Below are 23413 nucleotides of genomic sequence, written 5' to 3'. Positions count from 1 at the left end.
TCGGCTACGCTTCGACCATGGCCGGAACCCGATTCGATCTCGATCCGAGCATCGCCGTGCTCCTGCGCGATCTCGACATCTCCCCCGCCCTCGTCCTCCGTCGCGCGAGCCTGCCCGGGGATCTGCTTTCGCGTGGAGCGACCGAGCTCGACACCGCGGACTACTACCGCTTCTGGGCGGCGATCGCCGACGAGGCGGAGCGTCTCGGCACCGCGGCGGAGGCGGCCGTCGCGATCGGCGAGGCGATCTCCGTCGAGCACTTCTCCCCACCGCTGTTCGCTGCGCTCTCGAGTCAGGATCTGCGCACGGCAGCCGAGCGCCTGGCCGTCTACAAACCGCTCATCGGTCCGGTTGCCCTCGTCGTCGACAGCGCAGCCGACCTCACCATCGCCTATCGGTGGCCGAGCACGCAGGAGCCGCCGGTCCTCCTCGCCATGGCCGAAATCCTCTTCTGGGTGGCCCTCGCCCGCTTGGCAACGCGGGAGCCGATCCGCCCGGTGCGAGTGTCGATGCCGCAGCTTCCTCAGGATCCCGGCGTGCTCGAAGAATTTCTCGGAGCGCGGGTGCGGACAGGAGACGCCTGGTCGGTCACCTTCGCGCAGGCTGATTCCACACGGCCGTTCCTCACCGAGAATGAGGGGATGTGGCAGGTCTTCGCGCCCGAGCTGCGCCGCCGGCTCGCCGATCTCGACGCGGGAGCAAGCACGAGCGACCGCGTGCAGTCAGCCTTGGTCGAGACGCTGCCGGCAGGCGATCCGTCGATCGGCGCCGTCACACGGCGGTTGGCGACAAGTCCGCGCACCCTGCAACGGCAGCTCAAAGCCGAGGGGACGTCGTTCCAGGCGGTGCTCGCCGAGACGCGCGAGAACCTCGCACGCCACTATCTCGTGCGCAATGATCTGCGCACCGCCGAGATCGCCTTCCTCCTCGGCTACACCGACACGAACTCGTTCTATCGCGCGTTCAAGACCTGGACCGGAATGACGCCGGAAGGTGCGCGAACGGGCCTCATCGAGGCCTCGGCGGTCCGGCCCTAGTCAGCGGGCGGCGTTGAAGACCGTCTGGATCTCCGCGATCTTCCCGCCCTCGAAGCGCAGCCATGTTGCGGCCGGGATCGCCGGGGAGCCGGAGGTCGCGAGTTCGGACCAGATGAGGGCGTTGTCGTCGTCGGAGAGCTGGACCTTGACGTCGTCGGAGGTCGTCATCGAGCCCATCTCCGCGAGACCCCGGACGACCTCCTCGGCGCCGGAGGCCTGAGCGACGGGCCCGGTGAACGTGACATCGGGGGTGACGAGCGAGCTGAGGGTGTCGGCGTCGCCGCCGACGAGAGCGGTGTGGAACTGCTGGGCGAGATCTGCGGTGGCCATGATGGGTCCTCTTCCTGAAGCGGTGGTGCTCGGAATCGTGCGGATGTCCCCACGATCATGGCAACATTTCGCCACCCTGGCAATGGGGCAAGCACACTTCCCAGCCTCGGCGATCACCGCAACTGTCCGGAGCCCGGCAGCCGTGGGGCCTGCTCATCCGGCAGTGCGCCGGTCGGGGCGCACTGCCGGACGGGTGTGGATCAGGCGTCCTGATCGACGTTCTCGCGGTTGCTCTCGGCGAGATCGGCCTCAGCGGAGACGCCGCGGAGCATGATGCCCGCGAAGATCGCCACGGCCACGAGGATCGCCGTGGCGATGCCGCCGGTCAGCGACAGTGCCGTCGTGAAGGACTCCATGGCTGCCGATGCCAGGGCGGCGCCGATGTCACCGGAGATCTGCTCTGCGTAGAGCAGCGCCGCCGCAAGGGTCTCCTTGGCGGCCTCGAGCACCTCGCCGGGCAGTCCCGCCGGCACCGAGTCCTCGAGGTTCGTGCGGTAGAAGCCGAGCAGCACGGATCCGAGGACCGCGATGCCGAACGAGGTGCCGACCTCGTAGCCGGTGTTGCTGATCGCCGCAGCCTGACCGGACTCCTCGGGGCGGACCGAGCTCATGATGATGTCGTTGGTCAGCGTCAGACCCACACCCGCGCCGAGACCGACGAGGGAGAGGGCCACGGCGATGACCCACGGGTGAGTATCCGGGGTGAGCGTGAGCAGGATCGCGAATCCGCCCGCGGTGACGAGCATGCCCGCGGTGACGATGATCGACGTCGGAATGCGCTTGACCAGCGCCGCGGCGACGAAGCCCGCACCTGCCGAGACGAGCGCCTGCGGCAGCATCCACAGGGCGGATTCGATGATCGAGAGTCCCGCGACGAGCTGGAGGAACTGCGTGAGCGCGAACATGGCTCCGACCAGGGCGAACACCGACAGGAAGTTCGTCACCACGGCACCGGTGAAGGCTCGTCCCTTGAAGAGGCGGACGTTGATCATCGGCAGAGGCATCCGCAGCTGCCGGATGACGAAGAGGACGAGGAGCACGAGACCGGCGACGAAGGTGACGACGGCGATGCCGGGCTCATCGCCCTCGGCGAAGGTCTTCACTCCGTAGATGACGGCGATCATGCCGGCCAGGGAGAGGACGATGCTGAGGAGGTCGACGCGACCGGGGTTGGGGTTCCTGCTCTCCGGGACGAGGAAGGGCGCGAGGACGAGCAGGAGGATCATCACCGGGATGTTCATGAGGAACGCGGCATGCCAGCTGAACGCCTCGATGAGGGCGCCGCCGACGATGGGTCCGGCAGCGGCGCCGAGTGCTCCGGCCGCCGCCCACACGGCCATCGCGGTGCGGCGCTCGTTGCGGTCGAGGAACATGTTGCGGATGAGTGAGAGAGTGCCGGGCATGATCGCGGCACCGGACATGCCGAGGAGGGCCCTGGCGGCGATGAGCATCCAGGCCTCGGTCGACAGCGCTCCGATCACCGAGGCGATCGCGAAGCCGACCGCGCCGATGAGGAGCACCTTCCGTCTGCCGAAGCGATCACCGAGTGAGGCCATGGTGACGAGCAGGCCGGCGAGCATGAGCGAGTAGATGTCGAGGATCCACAGCTGCTGCGCACCGGAGGGTTCGAGTTCCGCGGTGATCTCGCCGAGGGCGAAGATCAGCACCATGCTGTCGATGGCGATGAGCAGCATCGGCAGCACGAGCACGGCCAGACCGACCCAGGTGCGGGCTGTGGCCCGAGGGGGTGTGGTGTCCATGAGGTTCCTTCTCCTTTCGAGTTACTTCACCAATGAGTGTACTACACCGAAAGGTATACTTATGACATCGAGAGGAGAACCCATGGCACGACCGAGCGCACGACGCAAACTCATCGAGGCGGCACTGACCGTGGTGGAGGAGCGAGGGATCACCGCCCTCACGCTTGACTCCGTCGCCGAGGAGGCGGGGGTGACCAAACGCGGCCTGCTCTACCACTTCGCGAGCAAGCACGCCCTGCTCGCGGGCATCCATGAGCATCTGGCAGCCCGCATCGAGGAGGACCTCCTCGCCGCGACCGGAAAGGCACCCGAGGAGGCGAGCCTCGTCGAACGCACCCGCGGCTACGTGCGGGCGGCGCTGAAGACGCCGAGCACCGTGGAGCTGCGTCTCATCATGGAAGCAGCGAACGAACCGGAGTGGATCGCACCCTGGGAGGAGGTCTATCGGCGCTGGTTCCCCGATGAGGGCGTCCCCGTCGATGAGCTCGATGACGTCTCGCTGCGGTGCCTGGTCGCCCGCATGGCCGCGGACGGCTCCTGGGGGTATGAGAGCATTCTCACCGCGCCGATGAGCGCGTCAGCGCGCGAACGCCTCATCGGCCGGATCCTCGCCGACCTCGGCGAGGACTGATCGCGCCTGGGCGAAGACAAACCTCGCTCAGTGCTCGTGGGAGCTGAGGTCGGCCGGCGGCAGGTATCTGATGAGCCGATCCTGATCGACGTCGAGGATCCTGCGATCCCAGTTCGCGAGGTCCGCGGCGCGGTCGTAGACCTCGTCGAGGAACGTCAGCAGCGTGCCTTCGGGATCGTCGGCGGTGCGGACATCGGCGTAGGGCAGGAGGTACTCCCCCAGGCTCGCGTCGTATCCGCCGGCGGTGAGCTTCCCGTCGTAGTAGCCTTTCGGCGCCGGATACGCGTAGGCGTAGAAAGAGCCTTCGGCGCTGCCGCCGGCCCAGAACCCGACGGCGACGTTCTCCCGGTCCTCGGCTTCGGCCATCACCCAGGGCGGGCAGTTCGGGGGTGAGGCCGTGCTCGGTGGGGCGACTCGTCCCGAATAGCGTGTCGCGGAGAGGTCCATCGACCCCCAGAACAGTTGGACGGGGCTTGCTTTGCCTGCGAATCCGGCGCGCCAGTAGGCGAAGACGTCATCGATGTGCTGGAGCTGTCGCCACCACAACCGCACGGCGTCGGCATCGTATTCCCGTGGCCGTGTGTCTTCGGCGAACGGGGTGGCCTGGGGCAGTTCGTTCGGCCATGCCCACACTGTGCACGGGGCGCCGAGCCTGGTCAGGGCCGCCATCACGGCGGCGTAGAAGTCGGCGACCGACTGGGGCTTCAGCGGCACGGTCTCGATGTCGCCGGTGCTCGCTCGCAGCACGAGTTCGTCGGCGATGAAGTCGAATTCCGCGTCGAAGGTCCGCCCCTGTTGGCGCATGAGGATCTGTGTGCGCAGTCCGCGAGCGCTGACGTCATAGGTGACGTTCCACCAGTGGTTGATGAGCGTCGTGGAGACCAGTTCGATCTTCCCGACGATCTGCAGCCACTGGTGCAGGTTCTCCCGCGTGCCCGTCCAGTCATCGATGCGCAGCTGCGGCCACGAGGACCCTGTCATTTCCGTTCCCATCGCCCACCCGGCCTTCTCGTGGTCACAGGCACGCCTGTGACCGATGGAGTTTCGCTCAACCTAGAAGGTGCGCGGTCACCCGTCAAGGGCGGCGCCGGTGGATGTGCCGGATTCGTGTCGTCGCCGGGCGTTCTCATCGCCGGCGACAGTGGCTAGCGCGCGGCCTCGGGAGGCGGTGATTCGCTGTCGTCTGCGGCATCACCGCTGCCGGGGATGAGGAGGGCGACGAGGTAGGCGATGCCCGCCCCGACGACGAGCGGCAATGCGACCGGGGTGTCGACGAGGAGGACGAGGATGAGGAGGACGGCCAGAGGGCGACGCCATCCGACGGCGGTTGTTGCCGCCATTCCCGTCGCCATGGCCGCTCCGACGGCGAGACCCGGGATGAGGACGGCAGCGGCGGCGCCGATGGCCGAACCGATGAAGATCAGCGGGAAGAACTCCCCTCCCCGCCATCCGCTGACGAGGCAGAGCGACAGCGCGACGATCTTCGCTGCTGCGACGAGGAGCAGCGTCGGCCAGGCTCCGGAGTCGGTGAGCACCTGGAGGTCGTGCAGTTCATGATGGCCGGAGAAGCGGACCAGGGGGACGAGGACAGCGAGGACGGCGAAGAGGATCGTGCCGATGGCGATCGTCGCCCACGTGCGACGGATGCGCTGCGCTGCGACCTCGAGCAGATGGTGGAGGGCGCGGAAGGCCAGGCCGGCGGCTGCCGCGATGCCGGCGACGGCGAGCAGCCACGGGCTGAAGTAGGCGACGTCGACCGGTGGCAGGGAGATGCGTGCACCGCTGCCCTCGGGCATCGCCCTCATGACGGCGAGAAAGACGAAGAACCCGGCGAAGGCCGCGCCGAACTGGAGGACCTTCTGCGGACCGAGCTGGTCGCCGTCGATCGCGGCCGCGCCCGGTGGGGACCCGTAGAAGCCACCGAGGGCGCCGGCGCTGCCGGCCTGGCCGATCGTGCGGCGCATGGCGACGTCTTCGCCGATGAGGTGGGCGACGATCGTCGAGAGCTGCGCGACGACGGCGACGATGCCGGCTTCGGGTCCGATGGCACCGCCGAAGGCGACCGCGACGATCGCGGCGAAGGCCGTGGTGAGCACGGCGCGCCGAGGCAGTCCGTCGGGGTCACCGGACTGATTGAGCAGAGTCTGGAGATCCTCGGTCGGGGCGGCTCGGTCGATGAGGATGAGCAGGGCACCACCGGCGAGGATGGTCACGAGGATCTGGGTCGTCGCATCACTGAAGAGTTCACCGCCGGCTCCCCAGACGAGGTTCTGGAGGGCGGTCATGCCGCTGAAGGTCAGCGCCGCGACGAGTCCTGCGATGCCGCCGTAGACGATGGCCAGCAGCGTCAGGCGTGGGGTGACGCCGGCGAAGCGCGCCTTCACGGGTGGTCCGCCGGACCGGCCTGCCGTCGGCTGACGATGCGCGAGAGTTCACTGGCGAAGAGTCCGAGGAAAACGAGGTCGAAGACGAAGACCGCGGAGACGAGGATGCGCGAGAGCTGACCGGTGGCGACGATGTCACCGTAGCCGGTCGTCGTCATCGTCGTCAGCGTGAAGTAGAGGGCGTCGACGCGGGTGTCGATGCCGTCGAACTCGGCGGGATTGTTCGTCGCGACGACGAAGAAGACCGCGGAGAAGGTCGCCGCGACGAGGACGAAGGAGAGGACGAGGAGCGGCAGATTGGTGTCCGTGCGGCGCAGGCGCAGCAGGGCGAAGGCGAGGACCGACAGCGCCGCCGCGGTCGCGAGCAGGCGTTCGATCGCACCCATTTCGGAGCTGGCCAGGGGAACCGTGAAGTAGAGCGCGAGGACGGCCAGGGGTCCGACGATGAGACTGAGTGCGCGCAACCCTGGGGAGCTCATGAGCTGCTGCCTGCTGGGGCGTCGGCTGGGTCGGCCGTCTGAGGAGGGGGCGTTCACGCCTTGATTGTATGCGGAGACCAGAGGCACTCCTCTCTTTGTCAGGCGTCCGCGCGCTTCGAAAGCGCCGTCAGCGAAGCAGTAATCGATTGTGTCACCAGTGTTGACAGCAACGCTGACTCGCCATAGTGTGTGTGACGCACACAACAACGATGTGAAGGGTGCACCCGATGACTGCAGCAACCACGTCCACCAGGCGTGTCTCCCGCCGTGGCCTGCTCGGTCTCGGTGCCGCCGGGACCGCTGCAGTTCTCTCCCGCCCCGAATCAGCAGCAGCTGAACCGGACATATCTGAGAACCGAATGTGGGACGTCATCGTTGTCGGCGCTGGTCCCGCCGGGCTCGGAGCTGCGCGGGACCTCGCGGACGCAGGCAAACTCGTGCTCATCCTCGAAGCCCGTTCAAGGATCGGCGGTCGACTCTTCACCGATGCGTCATCGATGTCCGTACCGGTCGAGCGCGGCGCCGAGCTCGTTCACGGCCCAGACGTCTCGACCTGGGATCTCATCCACTCCGCTGGGCTGACGACGCATCGCCAGGCGGCCATTGCCGGCAGACTCTCTCCAGACACGCCGTGGATCCGGTCGAACACATTCGACACGTTTCGTTTCCCGCTCGGTGCACCCACATATCCGCAAGGACTGCCCGCACCCCGCTCAGGTGAAACGGCGCTGATGTGGCTGAAAAGGGTCGGCATCTCAGCGGACAATTATCCGATCACTGTCGCCGCACTCGAAGTCGACAGCGAGCAGTTCGATATCGCCCCCGCCGACCCGGTGTACTACACAGTGCTCGAAGCACTCGACCTCCAGGATCGCAATGGACCAATCCCACCGGACGAATCCGGCGACTACCGGGTCATCGGCGGCTACAACCAGATACTTGAGCCGCTTTCTCGCGACATTTCCCTTCTGCTCGATCACCCGGTAGCTCAGGTGAACTACCGAAGCAGCCGAGTCACCGTCGTTGCCGGGAGTAGAGAATTCAAGGCCCGCGCCGTCGTTCTCGCCGTCCCAGGTGGCGTGCTCCAAACCGACGACATCGTCTTCGATCCGCCGCTGCCGGGGGATCGTCGAGTCGCTATTGACGAGATCAGCTACCTTTCGGTCTTCAAAGGAATCTTCGAGTTCGAGCGACCAGTTCTCCCCCCTTCGCATTCTCAGGCACCCGACTGGGATGTGCTGGCGACGTTCTCGGTCAACCCGCCCAGTCTGTGGAATGCGTCCGCTGGCACGCCTGACTTCCCCGGGGAGATCGTTGTGTCATGGATGACCGGCGGAAAGGCGCAGGAGCTGCTCGACCTGCCCGAAGTCGAACGGATGGCACTCGCTCTCGAGAGCATTCGCGTCTCCACCGGAGTGCCCGATCTGCAACCGGTCGCCTCGGTGACGAAGGACTGGTCAAAAGATCGATTCGCGCGTGGCGCGTATCCGGGACCGTTCTCCCGACGCGACGGCCTGCACGCACCGATTGATTCCCGGCTCTACTGGGCCGGAATCGTCACGTGTCGACTGTTCACACGTCGCGGGATTCGGGCATCGCGGCGGCGCAGGCGGTCCTGAGTGATCATCCCTGAGATGGGCTCGCAGACATCCTCACCCACCCACCGAGCAGGAGAACGACCATGAACCTCCCCCATATCACCGCCACAGAGGCAATCCGGCTGTTCCGAACGCAACGGCTCTCGCCTGTCGAGCTGCTCGATGCCGTCGTGGCACGCACTCGCGAGACCGAGCCTCTTGTCAACTCAGTCACCGAACAGATGCTCGAGGCTGCGTACCGAGCCGCACGGGAATCTGAGAAGCGCTATCAGGACAAGACGCCGCGACCCCTCGACGGTGTTCCGCTCATGCTCAAGGAAGAGCAGCCGATCACGGGCTATCTCAGTGAGGAAGGATCACTACTTGAGAAGGGCAATGTCGCCGAGGTGACCCACCCCATCGTCGATCGCATCATCACTGCCGGCGCCGTTGTCCATGGCCGGACGACAACGCCCGAGTTCTGTTGCGCCCCAGTGACGCACACTCGCCTCTGGGGCATCACGAGAAATCCCCATAATCCGGAAATGACTCCCGGCGGTTCGTCGGGAGGTTCTGGGGCGGCCCTGGCCTCGGGGTCAACGGTATTGGCAACCGGCTCGGACATCGGCGGTTCGATCCGGATCCCCGCCTCGTACTGCGGTGTGGTCGGCTTCAAACCGCCCTTCGCACGTGTGCCAGGCCTTGCTCCATTCAACGCCGACACCTATTGCGCCGACGGCCCGATGGGTCGCAGCGTGGCCGACGTCGCCCTGTTGCAGAACATCATCGCAGGCCCGTGGGCTGGCGACCCCGCGTCCCTGCGTCCCCGAGTCAGTGTCTCCGGCGATGTCGGCACTTTGAACGGGGTGAGGATCGCACTGAGCTTCGACCTCGGCGGTTATGATCCGGACCCCATTGTGGTCACGCGCACAGAGCAGTTCGCACTGGCGCTGGAGAACGCTGGAGCCAGCGTCGAAGAAGTCGATCTGCCATGGACCCCTGGCAGGGTCCTCGACATCGCGTGGAAGCACTTCGGCGGAATCATGGGCCCCTTCATCGAGTCGATCGGGCGCGACAGTTCGGCAGAGAGTCTCATGCCCTATACACGAGCCTTCATCAACGCCGCTTCGCGAGCGGGGAGCTACGCCGTCGGTCTTGTGGAGGAATCGACCTTCTATCGACCACTAGGCAACCTATTCGAGACTTTCGATGCGCTCGTCTGCCCCACCGTCACAAATACAGGGATGGCCGCAGATGCGACATGCACTGACTCGGCCGACGTCTTCTCTCAGCTGATGACCCTGCCTTTCAACATCGTCGGACGCGTGCCCGTCCTCGCCGTTCCTTCGGGTCGCGCCCCCAACGGAGTCCCCACCGGCGTCCAGATCGTCGGGCGCACGTTCGACGATCCCATGGTCTTCCGAATCGGAGCAGCCGTCGAGGCAGAACTCGGTCTGACCACTGCCGACGACTGGTGGCCGGATCTGTCTCTGAGTTCGACTAACACGCGAAACACGCCTGCAACGGAGTTCCGCGATGATGCCCAGGGGTCGACTGCGACCACGAGCTTGGCGGGTCGGCAATGACCCACACCACGACAGCCAAGAGTTTGATCCCCCAGCTCAATCTGGTCGGCATCGTCGTCTTCGGCATTTCCTACATGGCCCCTTCAGTGGTCATCGCCACATTCGGAGTGATCGCCACACTGTCACAGGGCGCCACCGCAATGGCGTACGTCTTTGCCACTGGCGCCATGGTGCTCACGGCGCTGAGCTATGGCAAACTCGCGCGCGCCTACCCGGCGTCCGGATCGGTCTACACCTATGCTCGCCGCACTCTCGGCAGTCATATCGGCTTCCTTTCCGGATGGACGATCCTCCTCGACTATCTCTTTCTTCCAATGGTTGCGTGGCTGATCACGGCCCTCTACTTCGGCGCTCAGTTTCCCGTCCTGCCGACGTGGATCTGGGGTGTGCTCATCATCGCAACCTGCACCCTCATCAACATCATCGGCCTCAAACTGGCAGACCGCTTCAATCGCGTTCTGCTTCTCATCGTCATGGGCGGGGTCCTCACTCTTATCGGGTTCGGCATCGCATTCGCCTCCGGAAACGGCAATCCAGTCGGACCTGCTGCCTGGCCGGAATCCGCAACCATCTCCGCGATCGCTGCTGGAGCGGCGGTAGCCGCCTATTCCTTCCTCGGATTCGACGCAGTGAGCACGTTGAGCGAGGAGGTGAAGAACCCCACGACGACAGTCCCCCGCGGGATCGTGCTCGTCGTCCTCACCGGAGGGGTGATCTTCGTAGCGACCTCCTTCGTCATGCAATGGGCGCATCCGAGTCTCGACTTCGCCGACCCGGAAACGGCAGGATACGAAGTCCTCACTCTCATCGGTGGCCCGATCTTCGCCGGAATCATCAACTCCACTCTCCTCGTGGGCGGAGTCGCCTCGTGCTTGGCCGTCCAGGCTAGTGGCAGTCGACTGCTCTTCGTCATGGGGCGAGACGGGGTCTTTCCGAAGCGAGTCTTCGGCAGACTCCACAATCGGTTCCGCACCCCCGTATTCAATCTCGTCCTCATTGCCGCCATCGGACTCGCGGGGCAGCTGCTCACCGTGGGCGACGCGACGTCGCTCATCAATTTCGGGGCTTTCCTGGCGTTCGCGGTCGCCAATGCCTGCGTCATCGCCCTCTGGTGGCGACACCCGGATCCGGGATTCAAACGCAGATCTGTGATCGGGTTCGTCGCGCTCCCAGTCCTCGGCATCATCGTCGACGTTTACCTGCTGTTGAATCTGGGGTCGTTGGCGATACTCATCGGATTGGCGTGGTTGGGCCTCGGGGGCGGGTTCTTGGCGGTGCTCACACGAGGCTTCACTCGCCCGCCGCCAGGACTCGACTTTGCAGGCGCGGACGAGGCTTGAGTCCATGCGCCGGTATTCGCACAGCCCACCACATCACCCGGTTCGCAGCCTCGGCCGTTCACTCTTTTCACAGCGACGTCTCGGCGCGATGAAGCGCTGACCTGCAGGGTCCAACAACAGAACACACTATTTCAGGAGGGCAATGATGGCCACTGACACCGAGCTCGAAGACAGACTGAGATCACTTGAATCGTCACACGGACTCGATAGACGATTCTCACCCGGGGACCTGCTTCTGCTCGCCATGCTCACTGTGGCGCTCCCCATCGTGCTCATCGTGATCGGATGGGGAGCGGGATCGTGAGTGTCCAGGCACGACCGCTCACCGGCGAATTCGAAAGCAGCCTTCCCGTCACGCGTGCGGAGAAGACATGGGGACCGCTGGCGATCTTCGGTAACACCTCCTCCGCAGCAGTGGCGACGTGGTGCTTCATCAGCGGAGGTTTCGTCGCAGCTTACCTCGGCGCCACACAAGGGGCCCTGGCCGTCACAGCAGGCACGCTGATCGGGGTATTCATGGTGCTCCTTGCAGCGCTTCCCGCAGCAGGCCGGTATGGGGTCGAGGCCGTGCGTTCGACCAGACCTCTGTTCGGATCGCGCGGTTCCGTTCTTACTGTCGTACTCACCCTGCTCATCCTCATCGGGTGGAATGCCGTACTGACGATCGCACTCGCTGACGCCTCAGCTCTGGCGCTCGCTGAGATGGGATGGCTGACGGAGACGATGATCGGCCCGACCGCCATGATCGTCGCCGTCGGCAGCGCTCTTGTCGTGTTCTTGCTTCTTCGAAAAGGCACAGCCACACTGCGCTGGGCGGGACCGGTCGTTGCTGTCACCGTGCTCATCCTCGCAGTTTGGATCGGCATCATGCTCATCATCCGCTTCGGCATTGACGGCATTCTCAGTGCCGGCGCGCTCGCGCCGCTGCCGGACAACGGCAGCAACTTCATGCTCACCGTCGAACTGGGAATCGCCGGAGGACTGTCGTGGTGGCCCTATGTCGGGGGCCTGACGAGGAACGCCCGCACCACACGAGCAGCCATCGTGCCCAGCGTGCTCGGCCTGGGCGTGATGATGTCCCTCGTCCTCATCATCGGCCTGATCGCAGCCCTGGTGGTGCCGGAGTCTGGCGGTGATCCGACCGGCTATCTCATTGAGATCGGCGGCCCCGTCTTCGGCGTCGTCGCGCTCTCGTTCCTCGCCCTGGCCAACGTCGGAACGATCATGGTTGGAGCCTACTCCGCGGCTCTCGGGCTCAAGCAGATACCGACAATCGACCGCCGGGTCCCGTGGTCGGTCGCAGTTGCCGTTGTCATGCTCCCCGTGCTGGTCATCGCTGTGTTCTTTGCCGACGCCTATATGGCGAACTACGGCGCATTCATCACCTTGGCGGGAATCCTGCTCGGCCCGATCTGCGGAATGCAGATCGTCGACTTCTTCCTCGTGCGCCGGCAGGAGCTTGATATCCGCGCGCTCTACTCAGTGAACGGCTCAGGATCCTACTGGTATTTCGCGGGGATCAATCCCGCAGGAATCGTGGGACTCATAGTCGGAATGGGAACGTATCTGGCACTCCTCGATCCATTCACCTATGTTCCGCCCGTCGACCTGGGCGTGATCGCCGCGGCAGTGCCCGCAGCGATTGCAGCTGGCGTCGTCTATCTCATCATCCTCCGGTTCGTTCCGCGGCTATGGTCCAGCCGACGGATCACCACCGACAGTTGAACTCATGATGAATCGTATTGCCGGCACCGATTCGGTCGGTGCCGGCAATTCGACGAGCAGAACGACTTCGCCGCGATGCCCGTCGCCTCCGCGATCAGATGCTGAGCGTCTCAACCACTCGGATAGTCGTGAGAGCCAACCTAGGCGGTCGAGTAGACTCGTTCACCGCGGATCCATGTCGAGGTTACGCGGCTCTCGTCGATGGAAGCCTCAGCGACGTCAAAGGGGTTGGGACTGATTGTGATGAGGTCGGCGTCGTATCCTCGCCTGATCGTTCCCGTCCGGGACTCCCAGTGATTGACGCGCGCTGCACCTGAGGTGCAGGCAGCGAAGAAGTCAGCGAGTTCGAGCCGCTGCTCATCTCCACCCAAGGGCGGACGATCGGATCCGGGCACCGCCCGGTTCACAGCGACATGGGCCGCGGCGATCGGGTCAGCTGACGAGACCGGCCAGTCACTGCCGGCGGCGAGCGGCGTTTCGCTCCTGACGAGATCCCCGAAGGGATACTGCCTCTTCTGCGCGCTCTCAGGCATGTACGGAAGCGTGAGTTTGTCGATCTGATCCCCATGGCAGGCCCACAGAGCTTGGATGTTTGCGACAGCGCCGAGCCCAGCGAAGCGTGAGACGTCACCAGGGGCGACGACCTGAAGATGCGCAAGATGATGGCGCAGGTCTGTCGGCCCGTTGACCGTCCGCGCAGCCGCGAGGGCGTTGAGTGCGTCATGCACAGCTCGATCCCCGAGTGCATGGAAGTGGATCTGGAAACCGGCCCGGTCGAGAGCGATAGCGTACTCCGCCAGTCTCTCTGATGAGATGAAGCTCTTGCCGCGATTGTGCGTATCTCTGCCGCAGGCATCGCGGTACGGTTCGCGCATCGCCGCCGTGAAGTTCTCCGCAATGCCATCGACCATGATCTTCACGGTGCCGAGACTGTAACGGTCAGCGCGACCAAGCGCAGCGGCATCGGCGCGACCGCGGATGAGGTTGTCGAGCTGCTCGAGCCCTCGGTCACGTTGCCACCATTGGGCACCACGCACCCGGACTCGAAGTGTGCCATCGGCAATTGCACGCTCATAAGCGACCCGGGTATCGGGAAAGCCCGCGTAATCGCCGATGAGGGCGTCTTGCCAGCCGGTGATGCCAAGCGCGATGAGCCGAGTCTGTGCCGCGAGCAGGCCCGCGGTGAGCTTTTCTGCGGACACGGCCGGAAGATGCGCCTCGACGAGTCGGAGTGCGCCTTCGTGGAGAGTACCGGTCGGTGCACCATTCGGAAGCCTTTCGATGACACCGTCAGCGGGGTCGGGAGAGTCCGGGCCGATCCCGGCCAGGGACAGCGCCGCAGAATTGACCCAGAGAGAATGATGATCCCGGCTGTTGAGGGCAACCGGACGATCAGCGATCACGTCGTCGATGAGCAGCGCGGATGGGGCTCCACCCGGAAAATGACCCATCGACCATCCGCCACCAACGATCCATGGCTCATCCGGATGCGCGTCGGCATACGAGGCAATGCGGTCAATGGCCTCAGCGGCACTGCGAGTGTCCGTGAGGTCGCATTGCAGCATTTCGACTCCGCCCTGCACCGGGTGGATGTGTGCGTCCTGGAAGCCGGGCGAGAGGAGACCGCCCTCCAGATCGACCACTATGGTCGATTCACCGACGTACGCCGCCATGCGGGCGTTGGGGATGATATCGCGGATTACGCCGTCCGTGACGACCACCGCCCGATCGCGAAGTGGGGCACCGGACCCGGTGAAGACGGCGCCATTATGGAAGACGACATCAGCAGTGGGGGTCATGACCGTCCTTCGTCGGAAACCAGCGTCAGTGCCACAATACTGATGCGTCATTGTCGGTGTCAACGCCGATGACAGAGGTGCATGATTGTACGATGATCTCGGATCTCACGGGCGGTTCTGATGCCGCCGACCTATGAACGGAGTCGAATCCCATGACGAGCAGAACCCCGGCCAAGTCTGGTGCCAAACCCACTCTGGACAAGGAAGCATTCATCGACGCCGGACTGCGCATGGCTGCCCGCCCCGAGACCACTACCGTGACGAACAGAGCGCTCGGAAAAGAGGTCGGCGTCGATCCGACGGCCGTTTACCGGCATTTCCCGAACAAGGAAGTGCTCATGCGCGCGCTTCTTGATCGCCTGTTTCAGCTCGCATGCTCGAAGGTGACGGTCGACCTGGACCGGTGGGAAGATCGACTCGTCGAGTTCGCTGAGATCACTCTCGACACGTTTCAGGAGTACCCGTCAATTGCGGCAACGGCCACAACGCTGACGACGCAAGGCCCAGGAGAGCTCGACAGTATCGAACTCATTCTCGAATGCTTCCACAGAGCCGGGTTGAGTGGACAAGCGCTAGCTGAGAACTACTCCACATTCGGCGCATATGTGCTTTCCGGTGCAGCCAGCCTCTCGGCTCCGCTGCCTGCGAGCAAGAATGAACGACGCGCATGGTTCTCGGGTGCACTGTCTGCCGATCCTGCCCGATATCCACTGACAGCCTCGATCCGCGATGACATCCTCAGCCTGGATCACCGGGAGATCTACCTCCGCGGGGCTCGCCAACTGGTCAGGTCAGCCGTGGGCCCAGAGGGACTCGAACCCCCGACCCTCTCGGTGTAAACGAGATGCTCTAGCCAACTGAGCTATAGGCCCCAAACGCGCGTGTTCAGTATGTCATATCCCCGACCCGCTGCCGAAACCGCTGACGCCGGGGTCGGCCCCACCCGGGTCAGTCCTGTTGCCGCAGGATCCCGGCGACCACCTCAGCGAAGCGCTCCCCAGCACCCGCGTCCGCGACGTCGAAGAGGGCGCGGTTCTGTTCGATCGCAACCGCACCGAGGGCGAACGACAGCACCGCCGCCGAGGTGGTCGCCCCGAGCCGTGCCGGGGTGAGCCCCACCGGGGTGACGTCGTCCGGGGCGAGCGAGTAGCCGAGCATGAAGATTTCCGCGCCGTCGCGGAACCGCAGCAGCACATCGCGCAACGCAAGAACGGTGACGAGCGGGTCCGCGGTGACCGGGGCGCGGCTGTTCACCTCGGCGCCCATCTTCTTCGCGATGAGCACGAGGAGGTCCTGCTTGTTCTTCACATGCCAGTAGAGCGCGGAGGGCTGAACGTCGAGCTCACGGGCGAGGCGACGCATCGACAGATCGCCCAATCCGTAGCGTGAGAGCACGTCGAGTGCGGTCATCGTGATGCTCTCAGCACTCAGCGCCAATGAGACGTACCTTTCACTTTTCGACATTCCCCGCGCTCGATTTCTCAAATGCGCGATCCCCTGGCTATAGTAGTTGCTGGTCACGGGATATGGCGCAGGTTGGTAGCGCGCCTCGTTCGGGACGAGGAGGTCGTGGGTTCAAATCCCGCTATCCCGACCAAGTGAAATCTCGGGGCATCGCACGCGCGATGCCCCGAGATTCTTTCGTTCTAGAGTGGTTCCCATGCCCACTCCCCAGATCGTCGCCGACATCTCCGAACTCGAGGTTCCACCGCGAGTGTCCGGTTCCGCATGGCGGCTGACCCCACCTGAGCGGGATCTCGACGCGAACATCATCACTCTGCCGGCCGATGACGAGATCCGCGCTCACAACGGCCCTGACCTCGACGTCCTCATCCATGTCCTCTCCGGTTCGGGAACCCTCGAGACGGACGCTGACACCCTCGACCTCGCCCCCGGTCTCATCGTCTGGCTCCCCCGCCGTTCGACCCGCCGATTCATCGCCGGCCCCGACGGCCTCAGCTACTTCTCCGTCCACCAGCGCAAACCGGGACTGAGCATCGGATCACGGCCACCGCTAAGGACCTGAGAGCCACCGGGTGCCGGGCAGAACCCTCACCGCTGCGGTTCAGGGTCGTCCTCACGGGCAAAGGCGATCGCGATGAGCTGCCGGAGGACCGCCTCGTCGATGTCTTCGAGCTTCTTCACATACACGCACCCGGCCCCTTCCGTGTACGTCCCGAGCTTCGGCAGCAGAGCCGCACCGCCCGGTAGGTCCTTGAGTCCGTAGAGCGACAGCTGTGCCTTCCGCGGGGAGAACGCGGTCTTCGGCCACACCCCGTGATTGCGTGGATTGACCGGTGACCGGTAGTGATACTCGCCGTAGCCGACCATCGACGGCCCCCACATCACCGGTTTCACCCCGGTCACCTCGGTGAAGATCTCCTCGAGCCGCTGACCGTCGACACGGCGCTTCGCCGGGGTCGCGGCAGCGATGAAGGCGTGGACATCGGCGTCGGTCGGCTTCGTCTTCTGTTCGGCCATGGATCGATTATCGCCGAGACGGTCGCCCCTGTCAGCCCACGTCGCGTGCTCAGCTCTCCGGCAGCCAGTCCGTGCCGTCCTCGACCCGATAGATGAGGTTCGTCCGCGTATGGGCGACCGCCGGGTAGCGGGTGAGGTAGTCGAGGACGAAGGCCTGGACCGCCTCGGTGTCGGGGGCGACGATGTGGAGGAGATAGTCGTCAGCGCCGGCCATGTGATACATCCGCACGACGCCGGGGAACTTCGGCGCAGCAGCGGTGAAGGCATCGATCTGCGCCCGGTCGTGCTGGGCGAGCCGGATCGAGATGAGCGCCTGGAGCGGAATCCCGAGCGCCGAGGTGTCGATGTCGACGCTGTAGCCGCGGATCACCCCGCTCGAGCGCAGGCGCTTGAGCCGCAGCGACACCGTCGACTCCGAGATCCCGACCTCGGCGGCCAGAGCTGCCCCCGAGGCACGAGCATTCTCACTCAGGGCCGAGAGCAGATGCCGGTCGATGTCATCGAGTTCGATCTTCTGCGACACGGTGCCCGCTCCCCTCAACTGATCCGTCTCGGAGAGTCTACGCACTCAGGGGCGCCCGCTCCCAGCCCGTCGATGCTCCTCGCGGACACTGTGCCCGGTGACGGCTGCCGCTCAGCCCTGTGCGGCGGCTTTCTCCGGGACGGCGGTCGCTGCCGGGGACACGGTGAGTGAGGCCCGCTCGGCGAGGCGGTCGAGGAGCGCGCCGAGCTCCGCGGAGTCGGCGGCATGACCGAAGACGTAGTAGTCGGGGCGCACGACGACGATCGGTGCGCCGATGTCGCGGAACCAGCGCGAGTAGTCGGCGTCGACGTCGACGACGCTGTGCTCCGAATCGAGCTCGGCCCGGCTGACATGCGCGTGGACCATGCCCAGGGCATCGATGATCGCCCTCTGCTCCGCGGTCAGGTCGTCGAGATAGTCACCCCGGGAGGACAGCAGCGTCCACCCCGTGCCGATGACGTCGTCGGCCAGACCGTCCCGGCCCCGTGCCTCCACCCTGGCCTGGAGACCGAGGCGTCCGACCACCTCGGTGCTCTCACCGCCGTCGAGGACGCCCTCGTAGAGCCACGGCAGGACCGGCGGCGGGACGTCTCCGGCGAGGAACGCGGCATCACGGGCCGCGACCTCCTCAGGATCCTTCATGCAGACCACCCGACCGAGCGCCATCGAGGCCTCGATGTAGGCCCGGGCATGAGGGCGCCGTTCGACGGTGTACGCGTCGAGGAGACCCTCGGCCGCGCTCCCGGAGAGCACGAGGTCGAGCTTCCACGCGAGATTGACGGCGTCGCGGAGGCCCGAGGACAGCCCCTGCCCCATGAACGGCGGCATGAGATGAGCGGAATCGCCGATGAGCAGCGTGCGATCCCGGCGGAACGTCGAGGCGATGAGCGAGCGGAAGCCGTAGACCTTCTTCCGCACGATCGTCGCGTTGTCCGCACTCAGCCCCCACCGCGACAACAGGGACCAGATCCTCTCCTCCGTCGCCATCTCCTCGGCACTCTCACCGTCGAGCAGCATGAACTCCCACCGCGCGGTGTGCCGACCGAGCCAACGGAAGAGGGACACCGGGCGCTCCGGGTCGCAGATCTGACCGGCGTCGGGCATGTCGATGACCATGTCGCGATCGTGGGGTTCGATGTCGGTGACGAGCCAGTCCTCCTCGAAGCCGAGGTCCTCCCATTCGATGCCCACCTGCCGGCGGACGAGGGAGTTCGCGCCGTCGGCCCCGATGAGGTACCGCGCTGTCACCGTCTTCTCCTTGCCGGTGGGGGTCAGTCCCGCCTCGGTCTTCTCGACTTCGCGCAGGCGCACCTCGACATGGTCGGGGTGATTGGCCACCTCGGTCGCCTCCCACCCGAGCTCGACCGTGACACTGGGATGCCTGCCGACCGCGTCGAGCACGGCCTCCTCGAGCTCCGGCTGATAGAAGAGGTAGTCCGACTTCCATCCCGAGGGCGTCGGCGCATTCCAATCGATCCGCAGGAGCAGCTCCCCCGCCGCATTCACCCAGTCGTAGTCGGGAATCGGAATGGCCTGCAGGCGGAACGCGTCCGTCGCGCCGATGCCCTGGAGGATCCGCATGATCTCATGATCGAGATGTCCGGCGCGCGGCAGCGGGTAGGTGCCGGGCCACTTGTCGAAGGCAGCGACCGTGTGGCCCTTGGCCCCCAACAGCGCCGCGTGCACCTGTCCGACGGGACCGAATCCGACCTGAATGACATCGACATCAACCATGGGGCAACTCCTCCTTGAGTTGGGTCATCATGTGATATTAAACATAATGATTATGTTCAATGAGCTTAGGGACAAGAGCCGGCCCGGTCAAGACTCGACGACCTTATGGAGACTCCTCTCAGCCGCACCGCGTCGGTGCTCGACGGCGCGGAGCACCGGCGGCAGAATCTGCGGTGCGCGTCACGTCACCGGCGACTTCGTCAAGGATCCTGCCGGAACAGGGTCGAATGCAGAAGATTCTTGATGATTCCTTGCAGTCGTTGAGAGAAACCCGATTGAATTCCGCCATGACCTCTCTCCACCCCGAATCACCCCTTCACCCCGAAACCCGCATGGTCCACGGCGGCATGGACGGCCTCACCGAGGCGGGCGTCCACGTCCCCGCGATCGATCTCTCGACGACGAACCCGGTCGGCGACATCGACACCGGCGGCGAATCGTACGAATGGCTCGCCACCGGCCATCCCCTGCGCGAGAGCGATTCCGCCGTCTACCAGCGCCTGTGGCAGCCCGGCGTCGCCCGCTTCGAAGACGCCCTCGCCGACCTCGAACACGCCGAGGAGGCCGTTGCCTTCGCCACCGGCATGGCGGCCCTGACGGCGGCGCTGCTCGCCGCGGTCAGCGCCGGCACCCCGCACATCGTCGCGGTCCGTCCGCTCTACGGCGGCAGCGACCATCTGCTCGACTCCGGCCTGCTCGGCACCACGGTGACGTGGACGACGCCGGAGGGGATCGCCTCGGCGGTGCGGGACGACACCGGACTCGTCATCGTCGAGACCCCGGCGAACCCGAGCCTCGACCTCGTCGACCTCGATGCCGTCGTCGCGGCGGCGGGCGATGTTCCCGTCCTCGTCGACAACACCTTCTCCACACCCGTCCTCCAGCGCCCGATCCGGCACGGCGCCGTCCTCGTCCTCCACAGTGCGACGAAGTACATCGGCGGGCACGGCGATGCGATGGGCGGGATCATCGCGACGAACTCCGCGTGGGCGACCCGGCTGCGTCAGGTCCGCGCGATCACCGGTGCCCTGCTCCACCCGATGGGCGCCTACCTCCTCCATCGCGGACTGCGCACGCTCGGGGTGCGGATGCGCGCGGCTCAGGCCACTGCGACGCAGCTGGCCGAGCGCCTCAGCGCCCATCCGGCGATCGCCGCGGTCCACTACCCCGGGCTCGAGGGCCAGGATCCGCACGGTCTGCTCGGCCGCCAGATGGCCGGGCCCGGCGCGATGATCGCCCTCGACATCGCCGGCGGCTTCGAGGCGGCCCGCACCTTCGTCGAGAACTGCCGCCTCGTCGTCCACGCCGTCTCCCTCGGCGGCGCCGACACCCTCATCCAACACCCTGCGTCGCTGACCCACCGTCCCGTCGCCTCCGAGGCGAAGCCGGGTGACGGGCTCGTGCGCCTCTCCGTCGGCCTCGAACACGTCGACGACCTCGCCGAGGACCTCTTCACCGCCCTCGACGCCGTCCGCGCGGCCGCGTGAGCAGGCCGTTTGTGGTCACAGACCTGAGGTGCTGGAGCCGAAATCGCTCCTCTCCCTCGGTTCTGTGACCTCAAACGCCGCTGTCGCGCGTCAATGGGTGTTGACATTGACGCGACGTCAACTTCTACGCTGGTTTCCATGGACTGGTCCATACAGGAAACAGCGCGACTGACGGGCACGACGAGCCGGACTCTGCGTCACTACGACGCGATCGGCCTGCTGTCTGCGTCGTCGAGGGCCGCCGGTGGCAGCCGACACTACGACGAGGACGCCCTCGTCCGCCTGCAGAGGATTCTCCTCCTGCGGGAGCTGGGCCTGCCGCTGGGTCGGATCGCGGAGGTGCTCGAGACCACCGCGGATCCGATCACGGCCCTCGAGGACCATGTGCGCGAGCTCGGACGCGAGCGAGCGCGCCTGGAGCGGCAGATCGCCGCCGTCACCGCGACGATGACACGACTGAAAGCAGGTGAACCGCTCATGGCGGAAGAGATGTTCGATGGCTTCGACCATCGAGAGCACGAAGACGAGGTGCGGCAGCGCTGGGGCGATGCCGCCTACGAGACCTCGGAGAAATGGTGGACGGGAATGAACGACGACGAGCGCCGGTCCTGGCAGGACGATGCCCGCAGACTGGCCGCGGACTGGGCAACTGCCGCCGAGGCGGGGGTTGACCCCGATTCGTCCGAAGCGCGGGATCTGTCCCGCCGTCACATCGAGTGGCTGACCTCGGTGCCGGGAACCCCGGCCGCCGACCCCGCCGGCGACACCGACGGCTACGTGCGGGGACTCGCGGAGATGTACGTCGCCGATCCGCGGTTCGCCGCGAACTACGGCGGTGAGCAGGGTGCGGAGTTCGTCCGCGCCGCGCTCGTGTCCTACCTCGACGCGAACTGACGCTCACCGCGTGCTGAGTGCGCTGAGCTCCGAAAGAGCTCAGCGCCCGCAACGCTCAGGACTGCTGGGACAGGGCCTGCCGAATCTTCTCGGCGGGCCCTTCCAGCGTCTGCGCGCCCTGCATCGGGGCCCGGTCGGAGATGTCGAAATCGGCCATCGACGTCGTCGGCCACACATGGATGTGGACGTGGGGCACCTCGTAGCCGACGATCATCATCCCGATCCGCTCGCACTCGAACGCGGCCTCCTGAGCACGGCCGATCCGCTTCGCGACATTCATGAGGTGATCGAGGAGGTCGTCGTCGAGGTCCGTCCACGCGGAGATCTCCTCGCGCGGGACGACCATCGCATGTCCCTCGGTGAGCGGGGAGACGTCGAGGAACGCGACGCACCGGTCGTCCTCGTAGACGAATGCTCCGGGGATCTCTCCGTTGATGATCTTCGTGAAGATCGTGGCCATGGCGGTCCTCCTCGGTCGAGGGCCGCTGCTGCGCGGCCCGGTGTGATGCGGTCGCCGGGCTGCCGGTGGGTCAGGCGATGCCGGCGGCGATGCGGGCCTCGATCGCGAAGTCCCGGGTCTCGGTGCGTGCGACCTGGCGGCCGCTTTCGATCGTACCGGCTTTCGTGATGACGAACACACCGCGCTCGGCGACCCCGTGGTCCTCGTCGAAGACGCCGTAGGCGCGCGCCACGGCACCGTGGGGCCAGAAGTCCGAGCCGATCGAGAGATTCACGCCGCGTTCGACGCCCCACGCCGCCAGCGTGTACTTCGCATCCGCGGTGATCGCGATGACGGTGAGGTCATCGCCTGCCGCATCGGCGTCGTCCTGGACGTCCTGCAGGGCCCGGATCTCGTCGCCGCACACCGGGGAGAACGCATAGGGCAGGAACGCGAGGATGACCACGGAGCTGCCGGTCGCCTCGGCGAGGGTGATGGTCCGGCCGAACTGATCGGTCACGGAGAAGTCGGGAGCCCGGTCACCGGGCCCGGGAATCATGGACGGCCCGCGCTCACGAGTAGTTCTTCTTGCCGACGAGGCGGAAGCCTGCCCAGTCCTCGGCCGCGGACACGGTCGAGGTGACGTGCATGCCGGCGGTCGGCGCCGCTTCGGAGATCTCTGCCGGGGTGATGTGGCCGGGTCGGTTGGCCTTGGGAGTGAGCAGCCACACGACCCCTCCGTCCTTGAGGGTGACCTGAGCGTCGACGAGCCCGTCGATGAGGTCGTCGTCATCGGACCTCCACCACATGAGGATGACGTCGAACACGTCATCGACGTCGCCGTCGGCGATCTTCTCTCCGATGATGGTCTCGATCGCCTGGCACAGATCAAGGTCGACGTCGTCGTCGTAGCCGATTTCTTGCACATAGTCCCCCGCTGCCAATCCGAGATTGTGTCCCAGTTCGGTCGGCAGGGTCGACGTGGAAGAGGTCCTTTCAGAAGCGGAGTTGCTCATACTCACATTGTTCCGCCATTTGCAGACGGGGGCAAATGTCGGCGCGCCCGTTCTCCCGGCCGTTCTGCGGATTCCGTCGTCGTCATCCAGATCACAGGAGACGGCAGAGCGAAGACGGCCGCCGCGTACTAGGCTGGAATCGAATCCGGTGGACCCTGGGCTCTGTGTCATCACCCGAACCGCATTCCATC

At 65.5% G+C, this 23413-nt stretch carries 23 protein-coding genes and 2 tRNA genes; 11 read left to right on the top strand and 14 right to left on the bottom strand.

Annotation, left to right across the window (positions count from 1 at the left end):
• Positions 1–17 precede the first annotated feature (17 nt).
• Positions 18–1037, top strand: a complete 1020-nt coding sequence (locus ACFQ91_RS09135; protein WP_198498718.1) for an AraC family transcriptional regulator — start codon at positions 18–20, stop codon at positions 1035–1037.
• Here ACFQ91_RS09135 and ACFQ91_RS09130 read toward each other — a convergent pair whose 3' ends face one another.
• Together ACFQ91_RS09130 and ACFQ91_RS09125 are read right to left on the bottom strand one after the other, a co-directional pair.
• Positions 1038–1367: a nuclear transport factor 2 family protein gene (locus ACFQ91_RS09130; protein ID WP_198498717.1), complete on the bottom strand. Its 330-nt coding sequence runs from the start codon at positions 1365–1367 to the stop codon at positions 1038–1040.
• Positions 1368–1567: 200 nt separating this feature from the next.
• A complete protein-coding gene (locus tag ACFQ91_RS09125) occupies positions 1568–3127 on the bottom strand; it encodes an MFS transporter (protein ID WP_198498716.1) in 1560 nt (519 codons plus the stop codon).
• Between the two features lie 82 nt (positions 3128–3209).
• Between ACFQ91_RS09125 and ACFQ91_RS09120 the strand changes: the two genes are divergently transcribed.
• Positions 3210–3758, top strand: coding sequence for a TetR/AcrR family transcriptional regulator (locus ACFQ91_RS09120; protein ID WP_198498715.1), 549 nt, complete (start codon positions 3210–3212; stop codon positions 3756–3758).
• A 27-nt stretch (positions 3759–3785) separates the two neighbouring features.
• On the opposite strand, the gene ACFQ91_RS09115 is transcribed toward ACFQ91_RS09120, so the two are convergent.
• From ACFQ91_RS09115 to ACFQ91_RS09105, 3 genes are all read right to left on the bottom strand, one after another.
• The gene (locus tag ACFQ91_RS09115; RefSeq protein WP_344258176.1) at positions 3786–4739 is read right to left on the bottom strand and encodes a DUF5996 family protein; all 954 of its coding nucleotides are present in this window, start codon (positions 4737–4739) and stop codon (positions 3786–3788) included.
• 164 nt (positions 4740–4903) lie between these two features.
• The gene (locus ACFQ91_RS09110) at positions 4904–6142 is read right to left on the bottom strand and encodes a chloride channel protein (RefSeq protein ID WP_198498714.1); all 1239 of its coding nucleotides are present in this window, start codon (positions 6140–6142) and stop codon (positions 4904–4906) included.
• Positions 6139–6606 (bottom strand): ion channel, encoded by a 468-nt coding sequence (locus tag ACFQ91_RS09105; RefSeq protein ID WP_198498713.1) that lies wholly within the window; start codon positions 6604–6606, stop codon positions 6139–6141. The genes ACFQ91_RS09110 and ACFQ91_RS09105 overlap by 4 nt, the downstream gene beginning before the upstream one ends.
• A gap of 242 nt (positions 6607–6848) precedes the next feature.
• Between ACFQ91_RS09105 and ACFQ91_RS09100 the strand changes: the two genes are divergently transcribed.
• From ACFQ91_RS09100 to ACFQ91_RS09085, 4 genes are all read left to right on the top strand, one after another.
• Positions 6849–8240 (top strand): NAD(P)/FAD-dependent oxidoreductase, encoded by a 1392-nt coding sequence (locus tag ACFQ91_RS09100; protein WP_198498712.1) that lies wholly within the window; start codon positions 6849–6851, stop codon positions 8238–8240.
• Positions 8241–8302: 62 nt separating this feature from the next.
• Positions 8303–9784: an amidase gene (locus ACFQ91_RS09095; RefSeq protein WP_198498711.1), complete on the top strand. Its 1482-nt coding sequence runs from the start codon at positions 8303–8305 to the stop codon at positions 9782–9784.
• Positions 9781–11124 carry an APC family permease gene (locus ACFQ91_RS09090; protein WP_198498710.1) on the top strand — a complete coding sequence of 448 codons (1344 nt, stop codon included), beginning with the start codon at positions 9781–9783 and terminating at the stop codon, positions 11122–11124. The genes ACFQ91_RS09095 and ACFQ91_RS09090 overlap by 4 nt, the downstream gene beginning before the upstream one ends.
• 300 nt (positions 11125–11424) lie before the next feature.
• Positions 11425–12849, top strand: coding sequence for a cytosine permease (locus tag ACFQ91_RS09085; protein ID WP_198498709.1), 1425 nt, complete (start codon positions 11425–11427; stop codon positions 12847–12849).
• Between the two features lie 140 nt (positions 12850–12989).
• On the opposite strand, the gene ACFQ91_RS09080 is transcribed toward ACFQ91_RS09085, so the two are convergent.
• Positions 12990–14648, bottom strand: a complete 1659-nt coding sequence (locus tag ACFQ91_RS09080; protein ID WP_198498708.1) for an amidohydrolase — start codon at positions 14646–14648, stop codon at positions 12990–12992.
• A gap of 152 nt (positions 14649–14800) precedes the next feature.
• Here ACFQ91_RS09080 and ACFQ91_RS09075 point away from each other — a divergent pair, with 152 nt between their 5' ends.
• Positions 14801–15487, top strand: coding sequence for a TetR/AcrR family transcriptional regulator (locus tag ACFQ91_RS09075; RefSeq protein ID WP_376872352.1), 687 nt, complete (start codon positions 14801–14803; stop codon positions 15485–15487).
• Here the strand turns inward: ACFQ91_RS09075 and ACFQ91_RS09070 are convergent.
• Positions 15447–15520, bottom strand: a tRNA-Val gene (locus tag ACFQ91_RS09070). The genes ACFQ91_RS09075 and ACFQ91_RS09070 overlap by 41 nt on opposite strands.
• Positions 15521–15596: 76 nt before the next feature.
• Positions 15597–16058, bottom strand: a complete 462-nt coding sequence (locus tag ACFQ91_RS09065) for a TetR family transcriptional regulator (protein WP_232623591.1) — start codon at positions 16056–16058, stop codon at positions 15597–15599.
• A 110-nt stretch (positions 16059–16168) separates the two neighbouring features.
• Here ACFQ91_RS09065 and ACFQ91_RS09060 point away from each other — a divergent pair.
• A tRNA-Pro gene (locus ACFQ91_RS09060) sits at positions 16169–16245 on the top strand.
• Positions 16246–16308: 63 nt separating this feature from the next.
• The gene (locus ACFQ91_RS09055; protein ID WP_198498706.1) at positions 16309–16674 is read left to right on the top strand and encodes a cupin domain-containing protein; all 366 of its coding nucleotides are present in this window, start codon (positions 16309–16311) and stop codon (positions 16672–16674) included.
• 26 nt (positions 16675–16700) lie between these two features.
• On the opposite strand, the gene ACFQ91_RS09050 is transcribed toward ACFQ91_RS09055, so the two are convergent.
• The 3 genes from ACFQ91_RS09050 to ACFQ91_RS09040 all read right to left on the bottom strand — a co-directional run bounded on the left by ACFQ91_RS09050 (position 16701) and on the right by ACFQ91_RS09040 (position 19386).
• Positions 16701–17129, bottom strand: a complete 429-nt coding sequence (locus tag ACFQ91_RS09050; protein ID WP_198498705.1) for a DUF1801 domain-containing protein — start codon at positions 17127–17129, stop codon at positions 16701–16703.
• A gap of 49 nt (positions 17130–17178) precedes the next feature.
• Positions 17179–17652, bottom strand: coding sequence for an Lrp/AsnC family transcriptional regulator (locus ACFQ91_RS09045; protein ID WP_198498704.1), 474 nt, complete (start codon positions 17650–17652; stop codon positions 17179–17181).
• 111 nt (positions 17653–17763) lie between these two features.
• Positions 17764–19386 carry a bifunctional 3-(3-hydroxy-phenyl)propionate/3-hydroxycinnamic acid hydroxylase gene (locus tag ACFQ91_RS09040; protein WP_198498703.1) on the bottom strand — a complete coding sequence of 541 codons (1623 nt, stop codon included), beginning with the start codon at positions 19384–19386 and terminating at the stop codon, positions 17764–17766.
• Positions 19387–19673: 287 nt separating this feature from the next.
• On the opposite strand from ACFQ91_RS09040, the gene ACFQ91_RS09035 reads away from it, so the two are divergent.
• Positions 19674–20873 carry a PLP-dependent aspartate aminotransferase family protein gene (locus tag ACFQ91_RS09035; protein ID WP_198498702.1) on the top strand — a complete coding sequence of 400 codons (1200 nt, stop codon included), beginning with the start codon at positions 19674–19676 and terminating at the stop codon, positions 20871–20873.
• 138 nt (positions 20874–21011) lie between these two features.
• On the top strand, positions 21012–21767 hold the full coding sequence (locus tag ACFQ91_RS09030; RefSeq protein ID WP_344258181.1) for a MerR family transcriptional regulator: 756 nt from the start codon (positions 21012–21014) through the stop codon (positions 21765–21767).
• Positions 21768–21822: 55 nt separating this feature from the next.
• Here ACFQ91_RS09030 and ACFQ91_RS09025 read toward each other — a convergent pair whose 3' ends face one another.
• The 3 genes from ACFQ91_RS09025 to ACFQ91_RS09015 form a co-directional block, all read right to left on the bottom strand.
• Positions 21823–22227, bottom strand: a complete 405-nt coding sequence (locus tag ACFQ91_RS09025; protein WP_198498700.1) for an HIT family protein — start codon at positions 22225–22227, stop codon at positions 21823–21825.
• A 70-nt stretch (positions 22228–22297) separates the two neighbouring features.
• Positions 22298–22765, bottom strand: a complete 468-nt coding sequence (locus ACFQ91_RS09020; RefSeq protein ID WP_198498699.1) for a redoxin domain-containing protein — start codon at positions 22763–22765, stop codon at positions 22298–22300.
• Positions 22766–22778: 13 nt separating this feature from the next.
• Positions 22779–23222 (bottom strand): DUF3052 domain-containing protein, encoded by a 444-nt coding sequence (locus ACFQ91_RS09015; protein ID WP_232623589.1) that lies wholly within the window; start codon positions 23220–23222, stop codon positions 22779–22781.
• Positions 23223–23413 lie beyond the last annotated feature (191 nt).

This window comes from Brevibacterium sp. NPDC056726, assembly GCF_042790515.1.
Taxonomy (GTDB): domain Bacteria; phylum Actinomycetota; class Actinomycetes; order Actinomycetales; family Brevibacteriaceae; genus Brevibacterium; species Brevibacterium sanguinis.
The sequence above is the reverse complement of the archived record's forward strand: the minus strand, read 5'-3'. Positions and strand labels throughout refer to the sequence as shown.

What these genes read in the sequence shown, in the direction of transcription:
- ACFQ91_RS09135 (WP_198498718.1), top strand. Translation starts at nt 18, where the DNA reads ATGGCCGGAACCCGATTCGATCTCGATCCGAGCATCGCCGTGCTCCTG.
- ACFQ91_RS09130 (WP_198498717.1), bottom strand. Translation starts at nt 1,367, where the DNA reads ATGGCCACCGCAGATCTCGCCCAGCAGTTCCACACCGCTCTCGTCGGC.
- ACFQ91_RS09125 (WP_198498716.1), bottom strand. Translation starts at nt 3,127, where the DNA reads ATGGACACCACACCCCCTCGGGCCACAGCCCGCACCTGGGTCGGTCTG.
- ACFQ91_RS09120 (WP_198498715.1), top strand. Translation starts at nt 3,210, where the DNA reads ATGGCACGACCGAGCGCACGACGCAAACTCATCGAGGCGGCACTGACC.
- ACFQ91_RS09115 (WP_344258176.1), bottom strand. Translation starts at nt 4,739, where the DNA reads ATGACAGGGTCCTCGTGGCCGCAGCTGCGCATCGATGACTGGACGGGC.
- ACFQ91_RS09100 (WP_198498712.1), top strand. Translation starts at nt 6,849, where the DNA reads ATGACTGCAGCAACCACGTCCACCAGGCGTGTCTCCCGCCGTGGCCTG.
- ACFQ91_RS09095 (WP_198498711.1), top strand. Translation starts at nt 8,303, where the DNA reads ATGAACCTCCCCCATATCACCGCCACAGAGGCAATCCGGCTGTTCCGA.
- ACFQ91_RS09090 (WP_198498710.1), top strand. Translation starts at nt 9,781, where the DNA reads ATGACCCACACCACGACAGCCAAGAGTTTGATCCCCCAGCTCAATCTG.
- ACFQ91_RS09080 (WP_198498708.1), bottom strand. Translation starts at nt 14,648, where the DNA reads ATGACCCCCACTGCTGATGTCGTCTTCCATAATGGCGCCGTCTTCACC.
- ACFQ91_RS09075 (WP_376872352.1), top strand. Translation starts at nt 14,801, where the DNA reads ATGACGAGCAGAACCCCGGCCAAGTCTGGTGCCAAACCCACTCTGGAC.
- ACFQ91_RS09065 (WP_232623591.1), bottom strand. Translation starts at nt 16,058, where the DNA reads ATGACCGCACTCGACGTGCTCTCACGCTACGGATTGGGCGATCTGTCG.
- ACFQ91_RS09055 (WP_198498706.1), top strand. Translation starts at nt 16,309, where the DNA reads ATGCCCACTCCCCAGATCGTCGCCGACATCTCCGAACTCGAGGTTCCA.
- ACFQ91_RS09050 (WP_198498705.1), bottom strand. Translation starts at nt 17,129, where the DNA reads ATGGCCGAACAGAAGACGAAGCCGACCGACGCCGATGTCCACGCCTTC.
- ACFQ91_RS09040 (WP_198498703.1), bottom strand. Translation starts at nt 19,386, where the DNA reads ATGGTTGATGTCGATGTCATTCAGGTCGGATTCGGTCCCGTCGGACAG.
- ACFQ91_RS09035 (WP_198498702.1), top strand. Translation starts at nt 19,674, where the DNA reads ATGACCTCTCTCCACCCCGAATCACCCCTTCACCCCGAAACCCGCATG.
- ACFQ91_RS09030 (WP_344258181.1), top strand. Translation starts at nt 21,012, where the DNA reads ATGGACTGGTCCATACAGGAAACAGCGCGACTGACGGGCACGACGAGC.
- ACFQ91_RS09025 (WP_198498700.1), bottom strand. Translation starts at nt 22,227, where the DNA reads ATGGCCACGATCTTCACGAAGATCATCAACGGAGAGATCCCCGGAGCA.
- ACFQ91_RS09020 (WP_198498699.1), bottom strand. Translation starts at nt 22,765, where the DNA reads ATGATTCCCGGGCCCGGTGACCGGGCTCCCGACTTCTCCGTGACCGAT.
- ACFQ91_RS09015 (WP_232623589.1), bottom strand. Translation starts at nt 23,222, where the DNA reads ATGAGCAACTCCGCTTCTGAAAGGACCTCTTCCACGTCGACCCTGCCG.